Origin of the sequence: Pedobacter sp. D749, from assembly GCF_019317285.1 — a bacterium.
In the GTDB taxonomy this organism is placed as follows: Bacteria; Bacteroidota; Bacteroidia; order Sphingobacteriales; family Sphingobacteriaceae; genus Pedobacter.
Window position 1 is genome coordinate 4,740,907 of record NZ_CP079218.1, and the last position, 16,072, is coordinate 4,756,978.

Consider the following 16,072-nt stretch of genomic DNA (forward strand, 5'->3'; position numbering starts at 1 on the left):
ATTATTTACACTTAATTTTTAATGTTTTTGCTTGGCTTTTAGTGATCAGACCTTTTTTATGGGAGTAATCAATCATTTCGATTAAACCAGCATTGTATTTATTTCCAAATTGGGTTTTAATATCAACAATGTCCATTTCTAATGCCTTGTTCCATTTGCCTTTATTTATAAATTGAGATTGCCTTAATCTATACATTTTACCGGACAAACCCCTACTTCCATGACTTCCTGTTAGCTTATGGTCTGCTTTTTCCATCCACACGGCGGGCCCCTTACCATGACTCAAAGGGGATATTGAATTTGCAGGCGCATGATGAACCTCGCCACCAATATTTGATGATCTTACTTTGTAATATGATCCTCCCTGTACTAAGCCAAATACATCTAACCACAAATTTACATCAATTACATAAGAATAATGAGATAAACCTCCCTCCAATCCAATCGGATCTTTACTCATATAATTCCCACTTTCCGGATCATAATATCTAAACCTATTATAATACAGCCCCGTTTCTACATCTTCATATTGTCCCTGGTACCTAAATGGCATAAATTCCCGATCACCGCTGAGTTTACGGATTTTTCCATAAATATCAAGTTCGCAATCCCACACTTTTTTACCGGCATCATCATAAGCTTGTACTGGAGTGCCCAAATAATCACTAATAATAGAATAATACTGGCCATTAACGATTTTGGCACTTGGGGTAAATTTATTCTGATCGTACACCCAGGTAATTAAATCGTTGCCCAGTGACTCCATTTTATCGTAGCTGAGCAATCCATCTTCATCAACCACCAGGTTAGGCCGTTCGCTTAAAGGGTAATTCCATTCGTGGAGCAGTAAATTACCATCCCACACATAGCGATACACCGTATTTTTAACAATTTTGGCTTTCCTTCTGCCCAAGGCATCGTATTCGAAACTGATGATCTCGCCATGTGGATTTTTAACGGCTTTCATCATCCCGTTGGCCGCCCAGGCAAAAGCCCAGTCGCCCTCTTTCCATTCTGGTAAATCGGGTTCCGCATCTGCTAAGATATCCAGCGTTTCCGCTTTAGGGATATCAGGATCGGCCATTCCCCAGTTTAATTTTTTGCCAAATAAGCCATTATCTTCTGTTTCGGCAATTTCTTCTTTTGCCAAGCCGATAATGTTACGTTTACTTTTTTGTACCAAGTTGCCTTTGGCATCATAACGGTAATACCATTGGTCATCTTTAAGCAGTTTACCACCTTTATCGTAACGCCTATCACTGCGATCAGCAGTTTTATATAAGTTCCCGGTTTCATCAGGATTTTTATAGATCACTTTGCCATCATCGCTATAACTTGCCGAAGACAGACTGCCAAAAGTATCGTACCTGTAATTGATGCTGCCACCCGTAATGCTATTTAAGCAGCTATTCAGTTTATCATTCGGCCCCCAGGCATATTGTTTAAACGCGGTAATGGAACGGCTGGCTTCTACCTTCTGACTGATTGGATGACCTTCGTGGTCGTAATCGAATGTTGCCTTAACCCCACCGCTTAAACTGCGGCTGGTTTCCTGTCCGTTTTTGTTACGGCCAATGGTTGCAGTCCATTCTGCTGACCCGCTACTTTTCGCGGCAATACCATTCAGATAACCTATTTCGTCATAATCATATTGAATAGCTGCACCTAATGAACTTTTTAAACTGGTTAGGCTGCCAAAGACATCATATTGATAATTGATCTGATAGCCATCCTGTATTTCCTGGGTAACCATACCCAATGGGTTCCGCTTGAAATTAACTGAAGAAAGTTCGTTCTCTGCAGCAATGAGCAAACCGAGCTTATTGTATTGAAAAGCTTCGTAGGTACCATCTTCATAGCTGCTATACACCAACCGGCCGCTCAGATCGTAATTGTGGTAAATGGTCTTACCATCGGCCTGTATGGTTTTAATGACCTGCCCATCCTGGTTGCGGATGTATTGTTGCTCCTGCCCATCAAAGCCAATTTCTTTCACCACATCATCATTGGCATCCCTTAAAAAAAGATATTCTTCACCTTTTTCGTTGGTAATGGCCTTTAAATTTTCCCATTGATCATAGGTAAAATGAAGGGTCTGGATGTTCTGACTGGAGGATTGACTGCTTCTTTTTTGTGTTTTTAAGCTACCCATTGGGGTATAGGTCATGTACCATTCTTCACGCCCATCTGTAGCGTAAACCGGAAGATCGTAGGCATCGTATTCGAAGCGCAGGGCTTCTTCCCCAAAATCTTTTACCAAAACCACACGGCCCATATCATCGCGTTCCCAAATTGTGGTTTGATCACCATCCGGACTAAAACGGATCAAACGCCCATAATCATCGTAAGTCCAGCGGCGGATATTGCCTTCACTCGAAACCGATTCGGTCAGTTGATTTAAACTGTTATATGTCCAATGAACTTCATAGCCATCATTATCACGACAAAATACCGGTAATTTCTGTCCATCGGTATAATAAAAATCGACTACCCTATTGTCTTTTTGAACATGTTTAAGCAGTTGGTTCTGCTCATTATATAACCAGGTTTCATTTGAACCAGCCGGATCACTGCGCAAAATGAGGTTATTGTTTTCATCGTAGGCATATTGATATTTTTCGCCATCTGCGGTATGATAGGTAATAATATTCCCGCGTTCATCATATTCATAGCCGATTACCCTGCCCTCAGGGCTCGAAACCATTTTTTCTTCGTTATAGCGATCGTGCTCATACCAGGTTTCGCCGCCCATGGCATCCACCTTTTTGTAAACCAGATCGTTTTCATCATAATAATAACGTTCTATTTTACCATCCCGGTAGTACACTTCGTTATATTCTTCCTCCGGGAAATAGCTTATCGATCCGCTCATAAAACCATCTCTGCCCTCAGTGTGGATTACGCGGCCCTCTGCGTCATAAGTCCAGAAATAAGCCATTCCGTTTCGGTTGATTCTTTTAACTACCCGATTATGGTCATCATACTCAAAACTGATGGCTTTGCCCGCCTGATCGTAAACTTTGATCATGTTGCCACGCTGATCGTAATCGTAACTCACCAACAAGTCGCTGGTATTTTTATAGTGATAATAAACTGCGTTAATGGCAGTACCAGATTCATTATGCTTCATTTCGAGCACACGACCAGAGTTTTCGACAATCCGGGTTAAAAGTTGTTTTTGATAATAAAAGGTAAGCTGACTGCCATTGGTATATTCGATATGGTTTATACGGTAGATATCGCCATCTGGCCCCCCGCTAAAAAGAGTATAAGTATAAATATCCTGATCGATGGTAAGTATCCAAGTATTTTCATCTGGCCTTTCCATCCAGACCTTTTGTGCACGATCGTATTGTTTGCCTGAATATGGCTCAATATAAGGCAAAGGCATCACCATATTTTCAGTTGGGTGGCTAAACCCTGCAATGCCGGCTTCCGGATCAGGGTAAATGTAAAGATCATAATTGTTATATACCTGGTTGCCCAACATGCCCTTATAAGGTTTATCACTACGCCATACATTGTTCCAGGCCAATGTATGGCCACCAGGCAGTTCGAAATCCGTCCATTCAAAAAACATAGCTCCTGTAACGAAATTAACAGGTTCGAACCCCCAATGACAAAGCTTATTTGATAAGGGATTTTCTCCTAGCATGTTTTTTAAAAGCTTGTTTACACCCTTAAGCGCACCTTTTGCTAACGCCCCTCCCAATTTGGTTAGCCCCCTCATAATACCAATGGCTGCGAAGCGCATTAAATATTCTTTTAGTGTATAATTATGCGGTGCAAATGTACCACCAACCAACACCGGTTTACCAGTATTAATTTGCACGTACATGCTTAGTAAATCGCTATAAAAAGCGAAATAAGCCAATGGATTTTTCTTTAATTTATCTGGTACGGTTGGGAGCGGTTTTAAACCCATTGGCGGACACCAGCAGGTAAGAACCTGGCCTGGGTTAGAACCACTCATTTCTGAACCCTGACCTAAAACGGTAGTGGAACCCCAATATACTTCGCCTTCATGCGGTGAACCAGGAATGTTTACAATAAAATAAACGGGTATAGAGGTAATATGCCTGAATGGAAGCAAAACACCCATCACACTGGTGGTTGTAGTGGCTTTATGCCTGCCATGTACAAAAATTGAACCACCCATTGGGATACTGGGCATACCAATTAAACCCTGTGCAAATTTTGGTACGGGAATATTAAAACGGAGGTAATCCATCGGATCGAACACCATACCAATAAATGGGTGTGGTAATGGCAGTGGAATAAAGCCAAATGATGGTGGAATGGGAATGGTTGTCCAATGGAAATCGATAGCCAGTACCACATCGAAATGCTTACTTACATGCTGTACCGCAGTATTGGTCATAGCTGGCTTTTTAGCTTTTAAAAGCTTTAAGGGGCTTTTTGCTGCAGGCGGATTGCTGCCCGGGGCAACAGCACCACCGCCGCCACCCACTGCTTTTGGTTCGGCTTTGGTTAAGCTTGCAGATAGGCTTAATGACCTATCGGTAGACATATTCGGTTTACTCGCTTTAATCTTTTTCATCTGCATTTTTTTTAGGGTGATGTCATCACCGATCATCTTTAGGATAATGGATTGGCATGGTTCTTTGGCACTTCTGCCATTGATTTCCAATCCTCTCCGTAATCCTGCTGCATCTCCAGATCTAATTTTTTACCTTCGGGACTCTCTTCGCCATATTTTTTTAATATGATCGATGCGGTATAAGCCATCGAACTTTGTCGCCGCTTTTCTATCGGCATTTTCTTTGCAATTTCTAAACACTTCAAATAATAGCCCATTGCTTTTGAAGAGCCAGTTATTTTACTTTCAGAAAGCTGGCCCAGCAACCGGGTACATTCCATTGCGATAAAATTGTTCTCAATTAACTCAGCGATTTTAATCGCCTTTTCAAAATACCTTTTGGCTTCCTCCTTACCCGAGTGTGCCAAAAGGAAACTACCATAGCTCATGTGGACATGCGCGCTTAACAGCGAGCTTTCTCCGGCGCGCGCCAGGGCCAATTCGTATTGTTGCCGTGCTTCTGCTTTCTTGCTTTTTACAGCTAAGCTTTGCGCCAGCATGATCCTTGCTGCAACCACCGCTTCATGTAATCCCTGTTTTTGTGCAATTACGATTGCCCGCTCCAAAACGGCATTTGCCTGTTCATGTTTGCCTTTGCTTAAATAATTACTGGCGGTTAATATCTGTTGCTGGTAATCGGATTCGGGATCGTTCTTTTCGCGGTTGGTATGCGCCGCAGCATTTTGCATCAACTGGTTCACATCAATATTGATCCTGAATTCGGTTCCCTGTTTTAATTTTTTTAAAGTACGGTGTGTATGATGTTCCGTATAAACCAGCTTAATATTTTGGTTATTTGCCGTTTTAATACAATTGCACCATTCGTTAATCCATTCAGAAAGCCCGGAAACATCATTAATGCTTGTAGGCGCCAGCTGAACATATATTTTTTTCAACTTTAAATCAGGATAAATGTTACAGAGCCGTTCCAGAGCAACAACAGGCACATAAGCGTCGGTTTTATACGCTTCGTTTTCACCTGAATCTACATCCCAAACGATCCCTTTACCATTATCTTTCTGCCATAAATCAAAGATCTCTTTCCACTCTTTAACCAAACTTTTACCGTAATCATTTACGCTTTGAAATTCCTGGTAATGGAGCAGAAACATGTCATCGGTCCTGCTTTCTTCTGTTAACTGATATTTAAAGTAGGCCTCAAATAAATTTACCTCATGCCGCTCACCCAGGCAAAGAAAAAGCGTTTCTGATGGATGCTTCCTTACTACTTGTTGCCATTGTTTATCTATTTTAAATAATTCGAGTTGTACCGGATTCATTGAGCTTTAATGTCAAAATTAGTTTAGATTGATCGTTCCACTGCGGATATTCGTTTCGCTTTCACCCCCTACATTAATCTTCTTGGAAGCCAGGTTAGCCTCGTTTTCTCCACTCATTGAAAGTGTTTTCGTACCTATATCTAAAGTTTGGGCTTCTATACCAATGCCAGAGGTTGGTGTACCATCTTCTGGCCCCACGCCAATGCCAATACTGGTTTTGGCAGAGTTTCCGATGTTCTCGCCAAGGGTTAAAATATCTTTTCCTTTGATGATAATCTTACCGGTTTTATCCATAAAAATGCTGCTTTCGCCACATTTGATCAGAATCGATTCTTTGGTTTCGAAAACGGCTTTACCCGCTCCGTCGAGTTCGATAAAATTACTGTCTTTATCTTTCATAACCATACCTGCCCCATCATCCATGGTCAGGGTATGCCCGCTTTTAGAAGTTAAACTTTTGCTGTTGTTGCTGGAACTGCCACCACTTCCACTTTTGCCATGAAATACAGAACCCAAAACAATCGGCCGTGCAATGTTTCCTTCTTCAAAGGTTAGCGCTACCTGGTCGCCAATCTCCGGAATAAATACAAAGCCCCTGTTTTTACTCACTTTATCGCTACTTCCGGCATCTGGTGTAATTACCCGTAGCCACTCCGTTACATCATTGGTTTTGCATTCCCATTTAAATTTCACTTTAATACGGCCCTGGCCTTGCGGATCGGCATTATCAACCACATCTGCCAATTGCATATCAGGGTTTGGTTTAGTGTAGTTTTTCACCGAAAGCCGTTCTGTTGTGGCTACCACGCCTTCGAAAGTATTGTAATATTTTCCAGTACCATCAATATCGTGATTAATAGTAGTGATCAGGAATTTTCCCAGACTCTCCGTAGAAAATGAAAGTTCCTTTCTGATACTCATGGTAATTTCGGCAATACTGCCAATACCCAAAGCAGCATTATCGCCACTGGCATTTACCTTTAAAAGGTTGCTGATGTGTGCTTTTTCTTCGTTTTGCACATGGCTTTTAATATCATTGCTATTATCCACACGGATAAGTGCAGGTTGATTAAATGTTTTGCTGTACATGGTGTTTGATACCTGTATGGCATGCGCCAGGTCTGGTGATCCATCACTTGCGCCACTACTTTCGCTCTGCAACATTTCATCCTGTTTGGGATTATAGGCAAAACGTTTGTTTTTAATCGGCGCAATTTCCATGGCATACTGCAGGTTTTGCACGTCGCGGCCATAAACAAGGGCAACTTCTTTCTGATCGTCAGGCTTACCGAAATTCAGTTGTTTACCATCATAATAAAACCATTCGTGGTATTCGCCCGAAAGTCTGTTCAGGAAATCAAAATCACTTTCGCGATATTGAATCAGGTAGTCAATAGGTTCTTTTCTGGCTGCGTTGGCTACGATTTTAATATCATTCGAAGGCACATCTGAAGTGGCAAGATTTACAATGCTATTTAAATCTTTATCAAGATAAGAGCCTAAATCTGCCCCCCGATCGATCAAAATGGTTGGACTATACCCACTCACGATTAACACACCATGATAACCATGGCTTTGTGCCAGTTCTACCTTAGTTACCAAACCGACAAACTCTTGTAAATTGCCCGCATCATAACCGAAGGAAGCGGTAAGGGTTTTTCCTACAAAATCGCGACTATCATTTAAGCTAATCATTCCAGGCAATCCCATCTGATCATGGTTAAACCGCAGCTCAAAATAATGATGAACATTAAAGGCCTGCTTTAAGCTGAAGGAGGCAAAATGGGTAATTGCCTTATCTTCTATATTTATTTCGGTGATTAATTTCTTTTCCATATCAACTCAATAATAGTTTATGACTACCTGAACATTCCATCGCGAAACGTTAAAACGTTTCTTTTTCCATTAAAAATAGCTCCGTTTTTTGTTTCGTTAACGTCGGGATAGCTGATGGTTTTATCTTTAGGGTTATATTTCATGGCCAATTTGGCCGTAAGTTTTTCTTTATCCTCACCTTCTTTAAGATCGGCAGAGGCAAACAATTGTGTTTTAACTACCTTCCCGAGTTTGAACAATGGCTTTTCAATGCTAAATTCTGAATGATTAATTACTAATGTATGGCTTACACTATAGGGCTCCGTTCCACTCATTTGGCCATAGCCCGTAAAGAGATATGTTTTTTGAGGAGCGGTATCTAAACTATATATATGTTCAAAAAATGGAGTTGGGCTCCCTTCATCGTCTTTGTCTTTATAAAGGTTGTTAAATGAGATTGCGGTAACTACATTATTTTCGTTTTTATACTGAACGATATTCTGTACGTGCCACATAGAGCCCGAATAAGGTGAAAGCCAGTAAAACACTTTAAGATTTTTATCGTCGGCAATTAATACGTTAATTTCGTACGCTTTTAACGAAGCAAAGTCATTTTCAAAAGCATTTGGCTTCTCGAGCGCGCTAATGAATGCTTTGATAAAAATTTCTTCAGCTTTGGTATCGCCATCATTGAGGTAACTCTCTCTTGAAGCAACCATTTTAGCCGCTAATTTTTCAAGTGAATCTGCTTCGGTATTCTTTGTGCTTTTATTATCCTGTATTACAGAATCGGCATTATATGCTGTACTTTCCCTTTTATCTTCATGTTTTGCACCACATGAAAAAAACAGGAATACCGAAGAGAAAAATAAAATGCCTGCTATTTTCATATTATTGCCTTGGTATATTAATTAATCCCCTATTTTCCATAGCCTTTAAAATAACGGCTGTTCCGATTTGTTTATTTACATAATCGAGGCTAAAAACATGATCTCTGGGGAAACCGCCTTTAGTATAAAGGTTAGAGCCACCCCACAGATATGGCGAATTGATGTTATTATTTTGATAGGCCTTCGCTATGCCATTATATTGCTCTAAACGAAGCAAAACTTTCGGCAACGACCAAACTGTTTCTTTATCCAAACCACGTAATTTTAAAGCGTCAACAGCACTTTCTTCAAAGGTAAATGGTGGACCATGACTAATTTTTGGCCGGTTTGCAGGGTGTTGCCTGGTAAAACCACTTAGTGGATCGCCATTGTGCAGGTGTTTGGTAAAATCAGAATTGCTTTCCCTGTAATGTACGCAGGCAATAAAATACCATGGTATACCAGTTGTTTCAGAGAAAAGGCCCGTATCTGAAAATGACCTGTTAAAAAAGCTATTTGCAATTTTTGGATTCTTTTTAAGAAAGCTATCTTCCGGTTCGGTTAGAAAGCAGGCATTTCGATAAGTATATTCGGTTAAATTAAGCAGTTTATTTCTTACCGCCTGATATCTTGATTTATGATTTAAGATTTTATCATCAATAATCCGGTTGATCTCTGCAGTTTTTAACGGAGCAATTGTACAGGAATTGAACAGGTTTATGTATTCTAAATCGGTAGCCATAGGTAGCTCTTTTTATCATGCCACAAAAACAAAAAAATCGTTATTAGTGCCAGCTTAGCCGGAAACTAATAACGATTTAAATCAGATTAAGCTTTTGGCCAATCGTTTTCGTGTTCAGCATTGCCCAGTTTTAGTTTACGGGCAGATACCACAAAATTTAAAGTCATCGGTGTATTGTCATTTACTGCAATACCCTCGCTATATTGAATGATATAGGCATCTTCAAAAGTAAGTTCCTTCATCTTTGCATCTTCTTCGCCTTTTTTGAAGGTAATGCTACCAGCCTGTGGTTTGTACTGATTATTAACCATTGATTCAATCACTGAAGTATCTTCAGTTGATTCGATTTCGATGTGAATGGTACCACCATAAACACCTGACGATGGACGGCCTTTTGCGTCTACATCTCTATTTAATGAAAAGCTGCACTGTAGTACATCAAATTCTTTTGATCCTAAGTTTAAACGGGTTTTGAATGCCATTGTAGTAAAATTTAAATGTTTTTAAAATGAATGAATTGCGTTGAGCGGTTGGCGTGGAGCGAAGAGCATGGCGTTTTAAACCTTACACCTTCAACCTTTCTACCCTCAACCTTTCTCTAGGCTTTTGGCCAATCGTTAACATGCTCGGCACTGCCTAATTTAAGCTTGCGGGCAGAAATCTGGAACTTGAGCGTCATCGCGTGATCGCCAACAATGTTGATCCCTTCGGAATATTTAACAATGTAGCCATCCTCGAAGTTAACTTCTTTCATTTTGGCATCTTCTTCCGATTTTTTGATCAGAAGGGTTCCTGTAATAGGTTTGTACTGGTTGTTTACCATCGCCTCGATTATTGAGGTGTCTTCGGTTGATTCGATCTCAATATCGATGGTACCGCCGTAAACTCCGGAAGAGGGTCTTCCTTTAGCATCTACATCACGGTTTAACGCATAGGCACAATGAAGTACATCGTACTCCTTGCCTGAAAAGTTTAATCTAGCTTTGAAAGCCATAGTTTTAAAATTTAAAGGTTAAATAATTGGATTTTTCGTAGCCTCCGCTACATTAAGTATAAACCAAATATTAAGCCAATTATTGTGTATCTCACTCATATATAATGAGTAACAGAGTCGATAAAATTAAAAATCTTGGCTCACGCTATAGAAAACGCAGATTATTGTGAAGAAAAAAGTGTATTTTTTTTTCAAAATAAATTTACGTCTTATTTTTACTACATGCAATAGAGCAAAGCATTGTAGCATTTTAGGGCAAGTTGTTACTTTTTGCAACATAATTAAAGACAGCTACGAGTTTTTACATAGTAGCGTGTCTTTCCAACCGGAGACATTCTATTGAAAAGTAGAAACTTAACCCGTAATAGTGACACCCAGTCCTGGTTTGTTCGGCACTTTTACATCGCTGAGCGTAAGGGCTTGACTATATTTTGAGGATTTGCTTTTTTGCTTTGCCTGTTAAAGATGGCATTGAGGAGAAGAATTCGAAAAGCTATTTTATTTATAGTATTTGTACTGCTTAAAGACGACAACAATAGGGTTTTTTTCATCTAAATTGTCGTACGAATAAATTTTAGTAGGATTATTGTGCTCATCGAATTCCTTCATCACCATAACATCAAAGCTTTTTGTTATCTCATTTTCTGCATTTTCGTTTAATGTAATCGTCTTCTCTACCCTATTATTCTTAATCAATTCATCAGTTTTGTAATTATGCTCAACATCCCCTTGCTTAAGTTTAAAATTAATAATCCTAAAATTATTATTCAGGGTAAAGATCTGAACATCACTGGTATCATTTTGCTTTACGATTTTATAGCTCAAGTCATCTGACCAAACATATTTATAGCCTGCTTCTTCTACTTGTTTACCATCAATAATAATGCGCTCCTTGTAGGTTACATTTTTTCCTTTGCCAGCATAAATCATTTCGTATATAATTACCGCACCATTCTCATTTGTACGTTTTCTATAATTTATTTGACCATTACCCTGCTCATCAAAAGTTAATTTGTACTTCCCAAAAGCATTGCCAGTATCTGAAAGAATTCCCTGTTTATTTACTTTACACAAATAAGTAGATACTTCCTTTACAGCACCATGCAAGCCATATTCTTTCCTTAACGAATAACTTTTAGTGCCGCTATGTTGTCCCATGCAATTTGAAAAAATGAGCAATATGCTAAACAAGAATAAATATGAAATTTTCATTTTGAGCGCATTGGTTAAAATGTGGCAGTAAACCATTTTTATACTAAGGCTTAAGAGAAATCGTCAAATCTTCCACCTTTATATAAAATTTCAAAAGTGTCTTTGCCTTTAGGGATATGGAGGTATAATTTTGAAAACCATCCTCTATTTTCACCTTCAGTGGTCTTATATTTTCCCCAAATAGCTAATTCTTTTTTAAATCTTAAATCTTTACTTATTTGCTCTACTGATAACTCCATCCTTCCTGTTTCTGACCATACTTATGCCATTAATGTTGCTTTTTGGAACATAATTTAAGACAGCTACTAATTATGGCTTAAGCTGTGCAACGTTATTGCTAAATAGGAATTGAACCTCGTTTTTGTCTAACACTGTTCAAATCGCATACATTGAGCGCACTGTTGTAATATATTCTCTATTGTTCATACTTCCACATGTTTTCCAGATCTATTTTTCGGATGGTAAATTCTTTTCCTTCCTGTTTAAAAACCAGTCTGCGGTTACTTAAATCTTCATTCATTCGCAAAACGACCTCGATAGGCTTTGTAGCATCTACCTGCTTGAATAAATTAAATATTTCTTCCTCGTCGAAATATTTAATTTGAAAAACAGTTTGAGCTTTTGATTTATTCTCAAAAATAAAATCGATTAATCTTGGTACCGCCCTTGGTTTAAAAGTGTTATTTATTACTGTTTCGTTAAATAAAGTTTCTTCTTCCCCATTAAACATTTCGATTCCCACATTAATTAGTTTATGATTTGGAATTTCTATGCGGGCACGCCAGTCGTATTTTTTTCTGTATGTATCCCAAATACCATATTGAATCCCACCTTTCTTTAGGTTTTCATAGGCTTGTGGAACAGATTTGGATACATCAAAATATTCTTCCAGTGTAAGGCTGGGGTTTGATGGCACAACATCCTTTATTGCTAAGTTTGTTTCTGTTGCCTGGAAACGAGCTACTTCTATTTGTTGGTCATCGCCATAAACCCAGACTATTACAAGTCCACCTGGTGTACAGCCAACGGTTATTAATGAATAATTTGAAGGATGGGTACCATCACCTCGCCAATCTATGGTTCCTTTTTCAAAGAGTTTTTTTATTTTATCAATTGGCATATCCCAACTGCCTGTATAAAATTTTTTTTCCAGAAACGATGCCCAGGTTATGCTCAATTTTACAGGTAATGCCTTTAAATCTTCACCTTGTGAATGTAAAGGGCCTGCATAGCCCCAACCTGTATGATTTATTCCTGAGGTAGGTATATAGACACTTTTTCCATCTTCTAAAGCAAAACTGCCGTTACAGATATTCGTTGGGTATAATTCAGGTGCGCTAGATGTTGGAAGCCATTCGTATTTGACCATCATAGGTTTGTTTTTACAAGAGATTAATATTATAGCAAATAACAGTAAACAGTTAAGTATTTTTTTCATATTTATTTTGGTATTGACGTAGGCTAACTAAATCAGAAGCATCAAAAAATAAAAACACATAAATTAGCAACAGATTTCGAACTATTCTTTTTAGTGGTATTACTGTTTCTATTAAAAGAATGAAAATCAGCAGATAAAATAAGTACAACGAAATTAAGCCAAGATCACAAGTCTGTCTTTGATAATTAATTTCAACAAATGCAAAGTAAAAAGTTAAGTATGGAACCAGTAAAACTTATAACTCTAAAGATAATAAGGCTTTGACATAATTATTGTTTTAGGTTATTGCTTTGTTTGTACAGCTCATTATTGGTTTCTCGAAGGAAATCCAGATAGCTGAGATTACCTGACTTATGTTTTTATATTCAAGAAAGGCTTCGTAATAACCAAATGACACATCTATTCTGGAAGATAACAAAGCTTCCTCCCCCTTACCTACTCCATCTATATAACCTGTTTTTTTGCCTTCACCATTTAATCTGGATAACAATAAATAAGTAGTTCCATTGCTATTGGAGATAAAAACCCTTGCCCTTTCTTCGGTATCTTCCCCATCATCAAACACAAGCTTAAACTGGGTTTTATTTTTCAACAGGTAAGCTAAAGTTTTTTCGAAAGCATCAGGGCTGAACAGATTCAATGTATAACCCTGAAAAGTACTTCCTTCTTTTTAGAAAAAAAGCGGACCAATGATTCAGAGCTCGAAGCGGATTTAGGTGCAACAACATCACCAAACCCGATACTTTTATCTGCATCGGGAACATAAGAAGTATATTGCACCTCCTGTGTTCCTATACCTGCACCTGAACTTGATAGTTTTAAAGTTTTTAGATCATCACCTTTAATTGGCAATGATAATTTTTCTAAATCAAGATTTTGACCTTGACAAGACTGGAATAAAAACGGGCTACATATCAAAAAAATAAAATTCAACTTTTTCATTATACAATTATTAACTATTGGGTTTATAAATAAAAAACTCTGCCGATCTTCCTTGTTTTATCTGGAATATCTATAGGCTTTTCAGTATGAAAATAGGTCCAAATCGATAAAAACATCTAACTTACTTTGCGTATTGGTGCGGGGCGCTTTTGACGTTCCAAGACATCACCACTATTACCATCCAGTATACAAACGTGCTGAACACGATCTCCGGCCGGCAAATCTTCAATCCAGGTTACGGTCCAGACATTTTTTTTAAACCGGTCACTAAAACCCCGCTGTAAGTTGCCATCCTGATGAAAATCGACATCATTCTTTTTACCAAACGTAATCACATCGCTCAGGGTAAATTTATAACCCAAATCCTTATCCACTGTTTTGGTCAGGTTGCCCTTTTCATCGTAATATTTCCAGATGCCCACTTCAAGTTCGATCGAAAAAAATTTATTGTATTCATGAATGTCTCCATTGTTGTAATAAGAAATCAATTCATTAAACCCATCTTTATGTTCAATCCGTTCTACAAAAAGCTCAGCCGCCTTGCGGGTAAAAGGCTCTGCATCTACATTGGACTTAGGAATATAATATTCACTTAGATAAGATCCATCTTCCAATGTCCTTCCCTCATAGTCCGGATTTGCGATCATCCGCTTTTCGTAATTGTCAACATCAAACTTTCTCTTTTGTGGTTCTTTTTCCTGTACAGTTTTAATTTTTTTATTGGGTATATCCTCTTGCTTTACCTGTCCCGACTTGGTTTGCCGGCACGAACATGCTAAAACCAAGAGCCAAAGCATCAAATTTATTTGAATAACTTTTATAACTTTTCCCATAACTGCTCCCATTGCCACTTATATAACTGCCTGGCCTTTATTGCAGTTTTACCGTAATAATCCATAATGTTATCTGTTGTAAATTCTTTAAAAATATATTTATTGTCATATGCTTTAGTCTTTTGTATAAATTTAGGGTTACAATAATCGTAATCACCATTTGCTTTTTTCGGGGTCTCGTAATAGCTCATGATGTTTTTATACCACACATCACCTTTATTTAAGGAATCACCAAGCCTGACCAACCGAAACTAAATTCGCCATTGTATTTGCTATGTGGACGAAAATGCAAAAGACACTTTGTTTCTATTTCCAGTAATGTTGGCTTATAACTTTTAAGCTGAACATTTGCTATAGTCATCTGATAATTTCGAGTTTATCGCTACCTTCGGGTTTATGCAGATAGAAGGTGTGTGATTTGGGTATTGTATTTTTAGCAGTCTTAGAAATCAGCGAAGAATATCCGAAAGTAAGTGTATCTGCACACACTAAAGTTACCACTCTCCCATTTCCAAAAAATTTTAACTCTGCCTTCTTACATGGATATATAAAATTTCTTTTCTCAACGGCATAATCGCTCATATTCTTTGTAAGCTGATTTTCAATTTCCTTATTCCAGGGTTTTGATGCTGCTTCTTCATAAATTGTATTTCTAACTAATGAAAGAAATTTATTTTGATTTCCTTCTTCCAATACTTTTTTGTAATTGTCATAAAACTCATCAACTTCTCTACGGATATTTGGATCATTGATTAATTTTTTACTTTTACTCCAACCCACAATTTTCCAATTAATGTCTTTAGCATCCACTTCAAATGAAGTTTTATATTCTGAATATGGCATAGGCTTCTCTAATTGAGGTGTTTTATATACTAATGTTTCCCACTTATATTCGTTTCTTTTACTTTTAGCATTTAACTGATCGAGCATAGTCATCGGCTCTTTGTTTTTTGTAATATCTATTTTAACAAAGGAGTTCTTAGAAAGAGATGAGACAAAAAGGTTTTCCTCTTTTTTTGCAGGAAACATTCTTATTGTTATTTCCTGTTTTCCAGGCTTTAGAATATATTGGTTAATATCAACCGTTAAATCTGATCTCTCACCTAATCCAAAATAAGTAATGATCGGCATATCATTCAATAATATTTCGTACGAACAATCTAAATGCTCATACTTTAGTTTAAACAACATACCCTCTTTTTGATATTCTATTTTTTCCAGGATTCTATTTTCAGCTGCTATATCTTTTTTGTTCTGTGCACAACATTCTAAACTTATGTAAATTCCTATTGCAATTAATTTTATTAGCTTATTCATCTTCTACTTTATTTAAATTTAAAAATCTGT

The 16,072-nt window shown here is 37.9% G+C and carries 15 protein-coding genes; all 15 read right to left on the reverse strand.

Features of this window, described 5'->3' with window-relative positions; genetic code table 11:
- Position 1: 1 nt before the first annotated feature.
- The 15 genes from KYH19_RS19370 to KYH19_RS19440 all read right to left on the reverse strand — a co-directional run bounded on the left by KYH19_RS19370 (position 2) and on the right by KYH19_RS19440 (position 16,042).
- Entirely contained in the window at positions 2 to 4,561 is a 4,560-nt protein-coding gene (locus KYH19_RS19370; RefSeq protein ID WP_193422755.1) for an RHS repeat-associated core domain-containing protein, read from the reverse strand.
- 38 nt (positions 4,562 to 4,599) lie between these two features.
- Complete coding sequence (locus KYH19_RS19375) at positions 4,600 to 5,880, reverse strand: hypothetical protein (protein WP_193422752.1); 1,281 nt, start codon at positions 5,878 to 5,880, stop codon at positions 4,600 to 4,602.
- Between the two features lie 18 nt (positions 5,881 to 5,898).
- On the reverse strand, positions 5,899 to 7,716 hold the full coding sequence (locus KYH19_RS19380) for a type VI secretion system Vgr family protein (RefSeq protein ID WP_193422750.1): 1,818 nt from the start codon (positions 7,714 to 7,716) through the stop codon (positions 5,899 to 5,901).
- A 23-nt stretch (positions 7,717 to 7,739) separates the two neighbouring features.
- Complete coding sequence (locus KYH19_RS19385; protein ID WP_219076296.1) at positions 7,740 to 8,585, reverse strand: hypothetical protein; 846 nt, start codon at positions 8,583 to 8,585, stop codon at positions 7,740 to 7,742.
- Between the two features lies 1 nt (position 8,586).
- Positions 8,587 to 9,306 carry a hypothetical protein gene (locus KYH19_RS19390; RefSeq protein ID WP_219076297.1) on the reverse strand — a complete coding sequence of 240 codons (720 nt, stop codon included), beginning with the start codon at positions 9,304 to 9,306 and terminating at the stop codon, positions 8,587 to 8,589.
- A gap of 86 nt (positions 9,307 to 9,392) precedes the next feature.
- The gene (gene tssD, locus KYH19_RS19395; RefSeq protein ID WP_132399601.1) at positions 9,393 to 9,788 is read right to left on the reverse strand and encodes a type VI secretion system tube protein TssD; all 396 of its coding nucleotides are present in this window, start codon (positions 9,786 to 9,788) and stop codon (positions 9,393 to 9,395) included.
- Positions 9,789 to 9,904: 116 nt separating this feature from the next.
- Positions 9,905 to 10,300, reverse strand: a complete 396-nt coding sequence (tssD, locus tag KYH19_RS19400; protein ID WP_121284523.1) for a type VI secretion system tube protein TssD — start codon at positions 10,298 to 10,300, stop codon at positions 9,905 to 9,907.
- A gap of 498 nt (positions 10,301 to 10,798) precedes the next feature.
- Positions 10,799 to 11,458: a hypothetical protein gene (locus tag KYH19_RS19405; RefSeq protein ID WP_219076298.1), complete on the reverse strand. Its 660-nt coding sequence runs from the start codon at positions 11,456 to 11,458 to the stop codon at positions 10,799 to 10,801.
- A 104-nt stretch (positions 11,459 to 11,562) separates the two neighbouring features.
- Complete coding sequence (locus KYH19_RS19410) at positions 11,563 to 11,751, reverse strand: hypothetical protein (protein WP_219076299.1); 189 nt, start codon at positions 11,749 to 11,751, stop codon at positions 11,563 to 11,565.
- A gap of 176 nt (positions 11,752 to 11,927) precedes the next feature.
- On the reverse strand, positions 11,928 to 12,950 hold the full coding sequence (locus KYH19_RS19415; protein WP_219076300.1) for a DUF2931 family protein: 1,023 nt from the start codon (positions 12,948 to 12,950) through the stop codon (positions 11,928 to 11,930).
- 277 nt (positions 12,951 to 13,227) lie between these two features.
- Complete coding sequence (locus tag KYH19_RS19420; protein WP_219076301.1) at positions 13,228 to 13,590, reverse strand: hypothetical protein; 363 nt, start codon at positions 13,588 to 13,590, stop codon at positions 13,228 to 13,230.
- The gene (locus KYH19_RS19425; protein WP_219076302.1) at positions 13,587 to 13,892 is read right to left on the reverse strand and encodes a hypothetical protein; all 306 of its coding nucleotides are present in this window, start codon (positions 13,890 to 13,892) and stop codon (positions 13,587 to 13,589) included. Before KYH19_RS19425 ends, KYH19_RS19420 begins: the two co-directional genes overlap by 4 nt.
- Positions 13,893 to 14,008: 116 nt before the next feature.
- On the reverse strand, positions 14,009 to 14,689 hold the full coding sequence (locus KYH19_RS19430; RefSeq protein WP_219076303.1) for a hypothetical protein: 681 nt from the start codon (positions 14,687 to 14,689) through the stop codon (positions 14,009 to 14,011).
- Positions 14,690 to 14,709: 20 nt separating this feature from the next.
- Complete coding sequence (locus tag KYH19_RS19435) at positions 14,710 to 14,916, reverse strand: hypothetical protein (RefSeq protein WP_219076304.1); 207 nt, start codon at positions 14,914 to 14,916, stop codon at positions 14,710 to 14,712.
- 166 nt (positions 14,917 to 15,082) lie between these two features.
- A complete protein-coding gene (locus KYH19_RS19440; protein ID WP_219076305.1) occupies positions 15,083 to 16,042 on the reverse strand; it encodes a hypothetical protein in 960 nt (319 codons plus the stop codon).
- Positions 16,043 to 16,072 lie beyond the last annotated feature (30 nt).

What these genes read in the sequence shown, in the direction of transcription:
- KYH19_RS19370 (WP_193422755.1), bottom strand. Translation starts at nt 4,561, where the DNA reads ATGAAAAAGATTAAAGCGAGTAAACCGAATATGTCTACCGATAGGTCA.
- KYH19_RS19375 (WP_193422752.1), bottom strand. Translation starts at nt 5,880, where the DNA reads ATGAATCCGGTACAACTCGAATTATTTAAAATAGATAAACAATGGCAA.
- KYH19_RS19380 (WP_193422750.1), bottom strand. Translation starts at nt 7,716, where the DNA reads ATGGAAAAGAAATTAATCACCGAAATAAATATAGAAGATAAGGCAATT.
- KYH19_RS19385 (WP_219076296.1), bottom strand. Translation starts at nt 8,585, where the DNA reads ATGAAAATAGCAGGCATTTTATTTTTCTCTTCGGTATTCCTGTTTTTT.
- KYH19_RS19390 (WP_219076297.1), bottom strand. Translation starts at nt 9,306, where the DNA reads ATGGCTACCGATTTAGAATACATAAACCTGTTCAATTCCTGTACAATT.
- tssD (WP_132399601.1), bottom strand. Translation starts at nt 9,788, where the DNA reads ATGGCATTCAAAACCCGTTTAAACTTAGGATCAAAAGAATTTGATGTA.
- tssD (WP_121284523.1), bottom strand. Translation starts at nt 10,300, where the DNA reads ATGGCTTTCAAAGCTAGATTAAACTTTTCAGGCAAGGAGTACGATGTA.
- KYH19_RS19405 (WP_219076298.1), bottom strand. Translation starts at nt 11,458, where the DNA reads ATGGGACAACATAGCGGCACTAAAAGTTATTCGTTAAGGAAAGAATAT.
- KYH19_RS19410 (WP_219076299.1), bottom strand. Translation starts at nt 11,751, where the DNA reads ATGGAGTTATCAGTAGAGCAAATAAGTAAAGATTTAAGATTTAAAAAA.
- KYH19_RS19415 (WP_219076300.1), bottom strand. Translation starts at nt 12,950, where the DNA reads ATGAAAAAAATACTTAACTGTTTACTGTTATTTGCTATAATATTAATC.
- KYH19_RS19425 (WP_219076302.1), bottom strand. Translation starts at nt 13,892, where the DNA reads ATGAAAAAGTTGAATTTTATTTTTTTGATATGTAGCCCGTTTTTATTC.
- KYH19_RS19430 (WP_219076303.1), bottom strand. Translation starts at nt 14,689, where the DNA reads ATGCTTTGGCTCTTGGTTTTAGCATGTTCGTGCCGGCAAACCAAGTCG.
- KYH19_RS19435 (WP_219076304.1), bottom strand. Translation starts at nt 14,916, where the DNA reads ATGAGCTATTACGAGACCCCGAAAAAAGCAAATGGTGATTACGATTAT.
- KYH19_RS19440 (WP_219076305.1), bottom strand. Translation starts at nt 16,042, where the DNA reads ATGAATAAGCTAATAAAATTAATTGCAATAGGAATTTACATAAGTTTA.